The sequence below is a fragment of the Pseudomonadota bacterium genome, from assembly GCA_037200975.1.
Classification (GTDB): Bacteria; Pseudomonadota; Gammaproteobacteria; order Steroidobacterales; family Steroidobacteraceae; genus CADEED01.
The window spans coordinates 1,047,864-1,060,030 of the sequence record JBBCGI010000001.1; the positions used below are offsets into that span (position 1 = coordinate 1,047,864).

7 protein-coding genes are annotated in these 12,167 nt (G+C 61.0%); 3 read left to right on the forward strand and 4 right to left on the reverse strand.

Features of this window, described 5'->3' with window-relative positions; all coding sequences use genetic code 11:
* Positions 1-137: 137 nt before the first annotated feature.
* The 4 genes from WDO72_04665 to WDO72_04680 all read right to left on the reverse strand — a co-directional run bounded on the left by WDO72_04665 (position 138) and on the right by WDO72_04680 (position 9,717).
* On the reverse strand, positions 138-3,083 hold the full coding sequence (locus tag WDO72_04665) for a bacterial Ig-like domain-containing protein (protein MEJ0084947.1): 2,946 nt from the start codon (positions 3,081-3,083) through the stop codon (positions 138-140).
* A gap of 263 nt (positions 3,084-3,346) precedes the next feature.
* Positions 3,347-6,289 carry a bacterial Ig-like domain-containing protein gene (locus WDO72_04670; protein MEJ0084948.1) on the reverse strand — a complete coding sequence of 981 codons (2,943 nt, stop codon included), beginning with the start codon at positions 6,287-6,289 and terminating at the stop codon, positions 3,347-3,349.
* A 402-nt stretch (positions 6,290-6,691) separates the two neighbouring features.
* The gene (locus WDO72_04675) at positions 6,692-7,435 is read right to left on the reverse strand and encodes a FadR/GntR family transcriptional regulator (protein MEJ0084949.1); all 744 of its coding nucleotides are present in this window, start codon (positions 7,433-7,435) and stop codon (positions 6,692-6,694) included.
* A 44-nt stretch (positions 7,436-7,479) separates the two neighbouring features.
* Positions 7,480-9,717: a TonB-dependent receptor gene (locus WDO72_04680; GenBank protein ID MEJ0084950.1), complete on the reverse strand. Its 2,238-nt coding sequence runs from the start codon at positions 9,715-9,717 to the stop codon at positions 7,480-7,482.
* 911 nt (positions 9,718-10,628) lie between these two features.
* On the opposite strand from WDO72_04680, the gene WDO72_04685 reads away from it, so the two are divergent.
* The 3 genes from WDO72_04685 (at position 10,629) to WDO72_04695 (ending at position 12,167) form a co-directional block, all read left to right on the forward strand.
* Positions 10,629-11,378: an alpha/beta fold hydrolase gene (locus WDO72_04685; GenBank protein MEJ0084951.1), complete on the forward strand. Its 750-nt coding sequence runs from the start codon at positions 10,629-10,631 to the stop codon at positions 11,376-11,378.
* Between the two features lie 58 nt (positions 11,379-11,436).
* Entirely contained in the window at positions 11,437-11,619 is a 183-nt protein-coding gene (locus tag WDO72_04690; GenBank protein ID MEJ0084952.1) for a hypothetical protein, read from the forward strand.
* Positions 11,620-11,966: 347 nt separating this feature from the next.
* The gene (locus tag WDO72_04695) at positions 11,967-12,167 is read left to right on the forward strand and encodes a CopG family transcriptional regulator (protein MEJ0084953.1); all 201 of its coding nucleotides are present in this window, start codon (positions 11,967-11,969) and stop codon (positions 12,165-12,167) included.

Here is a 12,167-nt window from a genome sequence, read left to right on the forward strand (position 1 = left end):
GGGGATGGCGCACCCGGCCCCGGCCGCCCGGCCCTCGCCGCCTAACTAGATATCCCCGGTCTGCCGCTCCCTCCACCCGAAAGAAAAAAGGGCCCCCAGGCGATGCCTGAGGGCCCCATTGTGGTGGCAGAGACTAGTTAGCGCGGCGTGAGCGTGACCTGGAGGCTCTCCAGCTCACTCCTGTTGCCTGCCGATGTCGTTCCAGTGAACTGGAAGCCGAATCCACCCACCGTGCTGGCGGCACTCGCCACCGTCGCGGTGAAGTGAATCTCGTGCGGCAGCAGGTAACCTTCCTGCGTGTTGTTCTGCTCGGATTCCGTGGTGACATCGGCCGTCAACACGTTGCCGACCAGCTTGAACGTGAACTGCGCACCCGGCAGGTACACGGAGCTCTCGGTGTAGCAACCCGGCAGGATCGTCCTGACGCCGTTGACGTACTCGATCATCGAGACCCTGACGGAGTTGCCCGACGACGGAATCGGCAGGTTGCCGTTCAGCGGGTCCGTCGCCAGACGCTGGAAGCGCAGGGCGTAACCCGTCTGTGTCGTCGGATCCCACTTGATGTAGGCCTCGAGGTACTGATCGGTCGCGCTGCCGAAGCCCTGCCCGCCGATCTTTTCCGGCGTGAGATCCACCGTCATCGACATGTTCGCGAAGGAGCCCTGCGGCTGATAAAGCAGCCGCGCACCCTGCGTGGCGGTCCGCAATCCCGGCACGCCCATGGCGCCATCCCGGTCGCCGAGGACATACGTCCATGGCGTACCCGTGCCGGGGACCCACGACTGCGTGATGTCGGACGGCTTGAACGTGTCGGCGTACCAGACATCGCTCTGATTGAGCGCGTGACCGGTCCATGTGACGTTGGCGAAGTTGGTCGCGATCACGTTCCGGTTGGCAAGGTCTCCCGCCACGATGGCCCGCGAGGTCGTCACCACGACCGTGCTGGTCGCAGCGGCGCTGAACTCGTAGCGCGGCGTGACGACGGCGGTCAGGTACTGACCGATGTCACCAGCCGAGAGCTGATAGTCCAGATACGGATTGTTGAGCGTCGTGACGCCGACCTGAACGGTCTGCGCGCCCGGCGTGGCACCGCGGTACCAGGTGATGGTCGACCAGTCCGTGAAGTCCGGATGGTCATAGACGATCTTGAGACCCGCCAGATTCTGGCCGATCAGGATCGAAGGCGTACCCACGACCACCGGCGCCGCCACCGTCTGCGGACGGATGTTCAGCGTCACCTGCGCCACGAGACCGTTCGGCGCGGTCGCCTTCACGATCGACTTGATGATCACACCCGTGGAGTTCAGGTTCGCCCGCAGGTGCAGGCGGCCATCCGTCGACGGAATCACCGTGAACAGCGACTCGTTGTAATCGAAGTCGATCGTGTCATAGGTGAAGAAGGCGGCCGGCACGAAGGTCGGCGTGATGATGGTTTCGTTGGCCGGATTGTCCGAGGCGACGTTGGTGCTGTTCGCAGCCATCGTGAACTTGAACGCCGTGTCGTTGCGCGCCACCTGCTGCGAGGGATTCCAGCCGTCGTTGCCCTTGAGCAGGTTGTAGATGTTGTACTCGTCGCCGATCTTGAAGATCTTGAGTGAATCGACCGTCAGCGGCGTCGTGACCGCCGTGTTCACCAGGTCGAACACCACCGGCGTTCCGTCTTCGTACTTGTTGCCCGAGACGTAATGTTTGACGTCCGGCCGCTGCGCATTCTCCCAACGGATTTCTTCCTTGGGACCCTTGAACACGTTGTCGATGATGGTCCACGTACCGCCGCTCTTCGAGAAGAAGAACACCGGGCTGTCGTTGTAGAAATTGAACGTGGAATTCAGGAACGCAGTGATCGTCGACGAGCCGCCGCCCGAGGGGTGGCTGCCGTAGAAGTCGAACGTGCAATGATCGAACACGATGGTTCCGCCGCCGGCGATCGAGTCGTCGGTCAACTGGAAGTACGAGTTCTTGAAGTAGCCACGCGTCGGGCCGATGGCGATCAGGTTCAGGAAGCTCACGAAGCGCACGTTCTCGAAGTACATCTTGTCGAGCGTGCCGCCCGCGCCGGTGATGGTCTGCGCCTGCACGCGCGCATCGCCTCGGCGGGGAACGTTCTTCGACGGATCGCGCGGGAACACGAGATCGTGCGAGGTGTAGTTGGCGATCGTCAGGTCGTAGCCCGAGAAGTTCGTGCCAATGCCGATGACGTTCCAGTTGCCGTTGGAGCCCATGGTCTGGCCACGGTTGCCGGCGATACGCACGTCATCCGCATTGGACGTGAGGCCCTTGAAGGTCATGCCCGACTGGGGGAACGAGATACCGACCAGGCCCGGGTGAGCGGGCGTGTTGGCGTTGTTCGTATCGAGGTAGTCGTCGGTCCAGTACACGCCAGGCGTGAAATTGACCGTGCTGCCATTGGCAATGTTCGCGGCCTTCAGTTCCTGCAAGGTCTTGAAGGTGAAGGCGGTGCGCTTCGCTTCGTCGAGGTACGCATCCACGATCACGTTGGTCGCGGACAATTCGACGAACTTGGCGTTCAGCGTCAGGTCGGACTCGGCCTTTTCGTGCGCGAAATCCCACATGTGGCCCTGGCCGGTATCTGCGATGAACCAGCCGACGAAGTAGAAGTTTCCGCCCTTGTCTGGCTTCGCCGGCTCTACGAGCAGCGTTTCGTCGTCGACCTGGACCTGGGTCGTGGCGCCCTCGTTTACATACGAGACCATGTGATGAACGGGGGTGACCGTCACCGTGAAGGTAGTCGAACGGGCCACGTACTTGAGCGTGACGGTTTTCGTTCCCACGGTCGCGGAGTCGAACCCGCTGACCAGATAACCCGAGCCGCCGTCGCCGGCCGAGAGCGGATAACTCGTTCCGTCGCTGTAGCGCGCGACCACGGCGATGCCGGTCAGATCGAGCGTCTGACCCATTTCGTACTGCGTCTTGGTCGGCGGCGCAGTGATGTCAATCGAGGTGAGTGTGATGCCCTCGGGCTGCTTGTCGTCCGAGCCGCAAGCCGAAAGCATGGAAAGCACGAATGCCATGACCAGGAAAGCAACGCTGCTGCTTCCCCTGGCGAAGATGTTCTTGATCATTTCTATCGACCCCCTCTCAAAGTGTTTGTCTCGAGCTGTCGCGCGAACCTTGGCTGCGCGATTCAATCGAGCGCAACGTGACATGCGCCACGTGCCACCGGTGTCAAGCCTTATGACACCGGTGACATAGACACTACATTTTTATCTCGGCCAGTTGCAAGCGCTTTTTTATATGCACCACATTTGAGTGCCATTCGCACGCTCAAACAAAAAAGGACCCCGAGGCGCGATGCCTCGGGGTCCTTTGGGGTTGCTGGTGACAGCTAGCGGGGAGTCAGCGTGACCAGGACGTTCTCCAGCTCGGTCCGGTTGCCGGCAGCATTGGATCCCACGAACAGGAAGCCGAAGCCACCGACCGTCTTGGTAGCGGCGCTCGTCACCGTTGCCGAGAAGTGAATCTCGTGCGGAAGGTTGTAGCCCCGTTGAATGGTGGTCTCCTCGGCTTCCGTGGTCATATCCAACGACAGCACATTGCCGACGAGCTTGAACGTGAGTTGAGCCCCCGGCATGTAGACGGAGCTGTCGACGTAGCTGTTCGGCAGGATCGTGCCCACGCCGTTGACGTACTCGATCATCGAGACCTTGACCGAGTTACCAGCCGACTGAATCGGCGCGTTGCCATTCAAGGGGTCGGTCGTCAGACGCTGGAAGCGCACCGCGTAACCCGTCTTGGTCACTGGATCCCACTTGATATAGACCTCGGCGTAGTTCGGCGCGCCGCCAAAACCCTGTCCGGCGATCTTCTCGGGAGTCAGGTCCAGGACGAGAGTCATGTCGGAGAAGGAGCCTTGCGGCTGATAGAGCAGGCGCGCGCCTTGCGTGCCGAATCTCAAGCCGGGAATACCCAAGCCACCATCCCGATCACCGAGAACGTACGTCCACGGCGTGCCGGTTCCGGGGACCCAGGTCTCGTCACCGGTCGGCGTGCTCGTGTCTGCATACCAGACGTTGCTCTGGTTGAGCGTGTTGCCGGTCCAGCTGATGTTGGCGAAGTTGGTCGAGATCACGTTCGGATTCGCGACGTCTCCTGCGACGATGGCGCGGGAGGTCGACACCGTGATCGAACTAGCCGCGGCCGCGCTGAACTCATAACGCGGCGTGACCACGGCGGTCAGGTACTGCCCGATGTCGCCCGCCGACAACTGGTAGTTCAGATACGGATTGTTGAGCGTCGTAACTCCGACCAGGACGGTCTGCGCACCCGGGGTGGCGCCCCGGTACCAGCTGATCGTCGACCAGTCGGTGAAGTCCGGATGGTCATAGACGATCTTCAGCCCCGCCAGGTTCTGACCTATCAGGATCGAAGGCGTGCCCACGACGACCGGAGCAGCCACCGTCTGCGGGCGGATGTTCAGCGTCACCTGCGACACCAGACCGTTCGGCGCGGTTGCATTGACAATCGTCTTGATGATCTTGCCGGTCGAGTTCAGGTTGGCTCGCAAGTGGAGCTTGCTGTCGGCCGACGGGACCACGGTGAACAGCGTGGTGTCATAGACGAACTGAAGTTGGGCATATGTGAAAAAGTTTGCCGGCGTCAAGGTCGGCGTGATGATGGCTTCGTTCGTCGGATTATCAGACGCGATGTTGGCGTTGTTGGCGGCCAGCGTGAACTTGAACGCCGTGTCGTTGCGCGCCACCTGTTGCGAGGGATTCCAGCCGTCGTTGCCCTTGAGCAGGTTGTAGACGTTGTATACGTCGCCGATCTTGAAGATCTTCAACGAATCCGTGGTCAGCGGCACCGTGACCGCCGTGTTCACGGTATCGAATACGACCGGCGTTCCGTCTTCGTATTTGTTGCCGGAGACGTAGTGTTTGACGTCCGGCCGCTGGCTGTTCTCCCAACGAATCTCTTCTTTCGCACGCTTGAACACGTTGTCGAGGATGACCCAGGTTCCGCCGCTCTTCGAGAAGTAGAACACCGGGCTGTCGTTGTAGAAGTTGAACGTCGAATTCAGGAATGCCGTGATCGTCGACGAACCGCCCGGCGACGGATGGCTGCCGTAGAAGTCGAAGGTGGAGTGGTCGTACACGATCGTTCCGCCGCCGGCGATCGCGTCGTCGGTCAACTGGAAGTACGAGTTCTTGAAATAGGCCCGCGTCGGGGCAGCGGGGAACAGGTTCAGGAAGCTGACGAAGCGCACGTTCTCGAAGTACAACTTGTCGAGCGTGCCGCCCGCGCTGGTGACGGTCTGCGCCTGAACGCGTGCATCGGTTCTTCGCGCGAGGTTCTTCGACGGATCTCTCGGGAAGACCAGATCGACCGAGCAGTAGTTGGCGATCGTCAGGTCATAGGCGGAGAAATTGGTGGCGACGCCGATGACGTTCCAGTTGCCGTTGGATCCCATGGTCTGCCCACGGTTGCCCGCGATGCGCACGTCATCCGCATTCGACGTGAGACCCTTGAAGGTCATGCCGGATTGGTTGAACGAGATTCCAACCAGGCCCGGGTGTTCCGGCGTGTTGGCGTTGTTCGTATCGAGGTAGTCGTCGGTCCAGTACACGCCGGGCGTGAAATTGACCGTGCTGCCATTGGCAATGTTCGCGGCCTTCAATTCCTGCAAGGTCTTGAAGGTGAAAGTGGTGCGCTTCGCCTCATCGAGATACGCGTCCACGATCACATTGGTCGCGGATAACTCGACGAACTTGGCGTTCAGCGTCAGGTCGGACTCGGCCTTTTCGTGCGCGAAATCCCACATGTGGCCCTGGCCGGTATCTGCGATGAACCAGCCGACGAAGTAGAAGTTTCCGCCTTTGTCCGGCTTGGCCGGCTCTACGAGCAGCGTTTCGTCGTCGACCTGGACCTGCGTCGTGGCGCCGTCGTTCACATACGAGACCATGTGATGGACGGGGGTGACCGTCACAGTGAAGGTGGTCGAGCGAGCCACGTACTTGAGCGTGACGGTCTTCGTTCCCACGGTCGCGGAGTCGAATCCGCTGACCAGATAACCCGAGCCGCCGTCACCGGCCGAGAGCGGATAACTCGTTCCGTCGCTGTAGCGCGCGACCACGGCGATGCCGGCGAGATCGAGGGCCTGACCCATTTCGTACTGCGTCTTGGCGGGCGGCGCAGTGATGTCAATCGAGGTGAGTGTGATGCCCTCGGGCTGCTTGTCGTCCGAGCCGCAAGCCGAAAGCATGGAAAGCACGAATGCCATGACCAGGAAAGCAACGCTGCTGCTTCCCCTGGCGAAGATGTTCTTGATCATTTCTATCGACCCCCTCTCAAAGTGTTTGTCTCGAGCTGTCGCGCGCACCAAAAGGCAGCGCAATTCGCTCCAGCGCAGCACGCGGTTCAACGGCGCGTACGCAGCGCGGCATGTGCCGCGTGTTACCGGTGTCATCCCGAATGACACCGGTGGCAACTGGAAGCTACCAAAGGCGATGGGTGTTCGGCAAGCGTCCGGCGTCACAATCCCGCCTGGCGTCGGCAGGCCGGTAAATGAAAATTGAAATGGGAATGCGGGCTGGTGAAGGCGTCGCGCGACGCCGGCCCCGCAGTGCCGCGGCCTAACTAGTACTTCGATTCAGCAGCGCATTTGCGATCGATCACGCTGCGTAGCTCGTCGCGCGGGGAGCCGGCTATCTAGTTAGACGATGCGCCGCAGCCCCTAAGCGCTGGTGTATTTGCGGCGTTTCTCCGCGATTTCCGCACTGGCCCGCTCGAGGGCGTCGACTTCCGTGGCTTTGAGCAGCCCGTCGATGACGCGCGCCAGGTGGTCACGCATCGCCATCCGCGCACCATTGGAATCTCCGCGTTTGAGCGCGTCGACCACCTTGGTGTGCTCGTCGATTCGAGGCTTGACGCCCATGGCTCTGACTTTCTGGCTCAGGAGCTTGTACTGGGGGGAGCGCTGCCGCGCAGCCCATAACGTCTTCACGGCAGCGGACAAGGCGCTGTTTCCCGTCGATTCCGCGATCAGCTCATGAAAGCGGCGGTCCGCGTCCTCGCTTTGCGCGACGTTGTGTTCGTTCTCGTCTCTCATTTCACCGACGAGAGACGTGAGTTCCGAAAGTTGCTCGGGAGTAATACGTTTGGCGGCGAGCGCGCAGGTTTCAGCTTCGATCGCGCGTCGCGCTTCCAGCAATTCAAACGGCCCGAAGTCGGTGATCCCGGCCACTCCGCCATTCGGCACCATGGCGATGACGTGCACGCCGGAACCGTAGCGCACCTCGACCAGGCCATCCAGCTCCAGTGCAATGGTCGCTTCGCGCACGGATGGTCGTGAGACCTTGAAGCGCAGCGCCAAATCGCGCTCCGAGGGCAGTCGCTGCCCGACTGCGAAAGTGCCGCTTGCGATATCAGCGCGGAGTTCTTCGGCGATTTTTTCGTACCGGCGTCGTGCGTCGCTCATTCGCGTTCAGTGCTCATCGGCCTGTCGTCTACGGCATACCGTACCTAGAAATCGAAATTCACGCGAACTCCGGCATAACGCTCGAAATCGCGCGGCAGCAGCGCATTGATCGCCAGCCGGTTGCCGAAATTGCCGTTGCTGTTCGCGTAGTTGGCGTAGTACTGCTTGTCCAGCGCGTTGTTCACGAAGGCGATGACTTCGTAGCCGCGATCGGCGTCGCGCACACCGACGGAAAGATTGAGAAGGCCGTAGCCGCCCTGCGCGCCCTGCGGATCCACGCTCAACGCGTAGTTGATGGCGCTCTGGTAGACGTACGCGCCCTGCAGCACACCCTGCAGGGAACCGCCGGTCAATGACCGCGCAAATTCGAATCCGGCAGTTGCCTTGAATTCAGGAGCCTGCGGTGGTCGCGCGCCACTCAGATCCTGGTGTGTCGGGGTGCCAGTGCAGCCCTGCGCGGCCGTCTGCCCGGGGTAGCACTGCCCCAGCGGAAATTCCTCGATCACTGCGTCGACATAGGCGAGCGAGGCATTCACATGCAGATGCTCGCCGACGGCCGCAAGCGAATCGATTTCAACGCCACGAGTCCTGACCTTGCCGACGTTGGAAAGGCGGAAATTGAAGGAGCCATCCGGCAGAAACTCGATGCCCTGCGCCTGGAAGTCGTCGTAGTGGACGTCGAAGACGCTCGTGTTCACCGTCAGGCGGCCACCGAAGAACTGCGTACGCGCGCCGATCTCGTAGCTCTTGGATGTCTCCGGCAACACGGGACCCGCCAGCTGACGATTGAGATTGAATCCTGTCGTGAGGTCGAAGGTCTGCCCCTTGTGACCGGTGGCATACGCTGCGTAGACCATGATGTCGTCGGTGAACTGATGCTGCAGTCCGGCGCGATAGGTCTCGAAGCGATCGCTGGCGTCTCCATCGAAGAAGGCGCCGCCGTTCTGGATGTCGAGGAACGTGTAGTCGATGTCTTCTTCCTGATGGCGAATTCCGGCGGTGAGCGTCGTGCCCTCGATGAATTCCCAATCCGCCTGACCGAAGATCGCTTTCTGTTTGGAATCGGAACTGGCGGTCCAGTTCGCCATCGCGAAGATGGGACCGCGAATGAAATCGCGATCGAGCTGCGTATTGCCGTAGTAGAGCCCCAGCGTGTAACGCAGCGCCTGATCGTCCGACGACAACAGGCGCACTTCCTGCGTCAGCTGTTTGGAACGGAATTCTCCGACCTGAATATTGCTGAGCGTGGGGGCGGAGGTGTCGTCCTGATCGAGCAGATCCTGCAGCTCGAAATTGTCGTACGAAGAGATGGACACGAGCGTATGCGATGAGGGCAGCCCGATCTCGAGTTTGAGTGACCCGCCGTGACCCTTGTAGTCGGTTCCAGCGTCGAAATTGTTGCTGATTTCCGTATTGTCGGCATCGGCGACCACGCCCGGCAGCGTGACGGAATTCGGCAGCGTCGGATCGTTCCTGAGCAGCGCATCCGGAGCCAGCCTGACGAAGGGCCGGCCAACGGTGGTTTCGCCATCGATGTAGTTAGCACCGAGGGTCGCGGTGAAACTTTCGGACGGACTCCACACTAGTTTGCCGTTTACAGTCGTCGACTCGCGGCCGTTGGTATTTTCGCCGCTGAAGTTGTTCTTGACGTTGCCGTCGAACGTCGTGTGTTGCGCCGAGATGCGATAACCGAGGTTCTCCCCGATGGGGCCAGAGAGGCCGAACCCGCCGATGAACTCCTCATCGGTAGTTCCCAATACGTGTGCGCGGCCTTCGAAGCTCTCGGTCGGCCCAAGAGTCACGATGTTTATGAGACCGGCCGACGCCGCTTTGCCGTACAGCGTGCTTTGTGGTCCGCGCAGGACTTCGATTCTCTGCACATCTGAGAGATCGGCGAAGGCGCGAGCTTGAAACGCGACCGGGACGTCGTCGACTTGAACCGCGACGCTGGGCTCGACGCCGATGCTGAACGCGAATGTGCCGATGCCACGGATCGATACGGATGCGTTCACCGGATGCTCCGCCGGCTTGATGACCAGCGAGGGAGCGATCCGCGTGAGATCCGCGAACTCGTGAATGCTCGCGCTCGCCAACTGCGCCGCGTTGATGACCTGCACCGCCTGCGGGACTTCCTGGACGGATTGCTCGCGCTTCTGGGCGGTGACGATGACCTCTTCGAGACGATCCGCGGCGGGCTCAGGAGACTGCGCCTGCGCGAATTGCATGCATGACAAGCCCATCAGCAGAGCACTGCCGACAAACAGCAATTTTTCTTTTTTCACGATCGCCCCCTCTGAGTTCGAATGCATTTCCCAGCCGGCCAATTGATCAGGTCGATTGGCTCACGATCATCTGTTAGACCACTTTCACTATGAAGTGGCTATACCTCTCGCGTCAACTGGTATACCAATTTGGTACAGCCCGACGGCCGGAGTGGCCCACGGAATCGAACGGAACTCCAATTGCTTCAATGCGTTGCATCACCGCGCGGGATTTCCGAACGGAGCGGCTGCGAAGGGAGCACGTGAATGACGAGAGCCGCACGGCTGGCCGCGATCGACTGCTCGCAAGCAGCAACGATGACGCTGAGCGGCGCAATTTCCTGCTTGTAGTTAGACGCCGATCAGCCGGCGCAGGCCTCGCGGGAAGCCGGCGTCAGCGAATACTTCTTCGTACCCACGGCGGTCTGGGTGCCGATCGGCAACGTCGCCGTCGTACTTCACCGTGCAAGTGTGAACACGTACGGCGCAGGGTTCATCGGCAAAATCGTCCGATCGCCGCAGCGCGGGGCCAACGGCGATGCTGCGGCAAAACATTGTCGCGGTGAGAGCAATTGGCGCGCCCGGAGAGATTCCATCTACCTGTGCTCAGTCAGAATCAAGAAGTTAGAGATAACGCGGTCAAAGTGCGCCCACGCTTCGGCGCTGCCACCATCGACGGGCACGCAGCCGCGCACTGCTGACACGACGACCACTCGCAGGAGAGCATCGATTGCGCGCTGAATCGGTCGAGATTGGGCGTGCAATTCGTGGCGCTGCTACACGCAGCAATTGGCCACCAAAGAATTCAACGGCCGTAGACTCGCGTGATGCACAAGAACGAGCAAGACTGGTGCGCCGGCGGGCACTACGCTCGCCTCACCGACGGCCTCACACATTGGCGGCGCGAAGGCCCGCCCGACGGTCTGCCCATCGTGCTGGTGCATGGCGCGACGGTACCGAGCTGGGAATTCGACGCGCTCGTACCTCCGCTGCTGCGTGCGGGTTTTCAAACCTTGCGCTTCGATCTGTATGGCCACGGCGCGTCCAATCGGCCGGCTGGCCCATACAACTTCGAACGCTTCACACGGCAGGTTATCGAGATCATCGAGTCGACCGGCTTTCCCCGGCCGGCGCTCCTGCTCGGGCATTCGTTCGGTGCTGCGTTGGTGGCCGCAGCTGCCACGGCACGCCCGGATCTGGCAGCGAGGCTGGTCCTCGTCGCGCCCATGCTCGACTTCAATTCGACCTCCGGCTGGGCGAAAGTCTTTCGCTATCCCGGCATCGGCGAGTTCGCGATGCATTTCATCGGCATACCCGCGCTGGTACGCCGGCGGCGCCGGCGCTACGCGCACATCGGTCAGGCGCATCTCACGCCGCGATTCATCGAACAGGTTTCGTATGCTGGTTTCGGTCGTGCACTGCTGTCGATGTTCCGAACCGCCGCGCTCGGCGATCAGAGCGCGCGTTATTCAGCGCTGCACGCGGTCGACCGCGACGTGCTCGTCGTCACCGGCGACTACGACGCCATCATTCCCGCCGAGCACATTGCGCGCGTGCGCTCGCTGCTGCCGTCGCACGCACACTGTCCGGTCGGCGCGGAACACAACCTGCTGCTGACGCATCCGCAAGTCGTCGTCGATGCCTTGGTCAAGTGGTCGGATAACTCAACAGCAGCCGGATGATAAGTAGCTAGAAAAGCGCCGGCCAGCGGCAACCAGCCCAGTTTATTTTTCATTCTGAATGCGGCTCGACCAGGGAGAACGCCTGGCAAAGACGACGCAGATATCGCGGGCAATCCAGCAGGAGCCGCATTTGCAATCGCTGCGCGAGCGCTTCGAGTTCATGGGTAATCGCCCGCACGGGCCCCAGAAATTCATGACGAGCATGCCGTTCTCCGTCAGCTGGCGTGCCGCGCTGGAATAGAAATCGGAGTTTGCCAGCGACAGAAATGCAGGCGCCGCTCGTGCGGAGATTCGAAGATGTACGGCCCTGTGAGCTCGTTGCGCCGGGCACGCTTCGAAAGCTCGTCGCGGCTGACGCATTCCGCCGATTGTTTCACGCGGACCTTGCCCGGTTGGCATTCCCACGGACTCTCAAATTCCAGCCAATCAAGGCCCTTTGACTCAGACATGTACTGACCCCAGTCGAATGTGACGAATCAGAAACGCTGGCGCGCAAGCGGCTGCGCCGCCGCCGTCCGGGCTCCAACCAAATGCGAATAGTATGATAATGTGATTCGCATCTGCTTCAACGAGGAAATTTTCTTGGCCCTGGAAGAACGCACCGCGCGCCTGACGATCCTGATCGATCCGCGCAAGAAAGCCGTGTTCGAACGCCTGTGTGCCGAGGAGGATTCGACACCCTCCCAGGTCGTGCGGCGACTCATGCGCGCCTACATCGAATCTCGCACCGGGAAGCCCTGGGCGCCGGATGCGGAAGGCAAGAGTCTGTCGCGTCGCAAGAGCGGTTGA

Bases quoted from the DNA above. Each gene is read 5' to 3' on its own strand.
- WDO72_04665 (MEJ0084947.1), bottom strand. From the start codon at position 3,083: ATGATCAAGAACATCTTCGCCAGGGGAAGCAGCAGCGTTGCTTTCCTG.
- WDO72_04670 (MEJ0084948.1), bottom strand. From the start codon at position 6,289: ATGATCAAGAACATCTTCGCCAGGGGAAGCAGCAGCGTTGCTTTCCTG.
- WDO72_04675 (MEJ0084949.1), bottom strand. From the start codon at position 7,435: ATGAGCGACGCACGACGCCGGTACGAAAAAATCGCCGAAGAACTCCGC.
- WDO72_04690 (MEJ0084952.1), top strand. From the start codon at position 11,437: ATGCGGCTCGACCAGGGAGAACGCCTGGCAAAGACGACGCAGATATCG.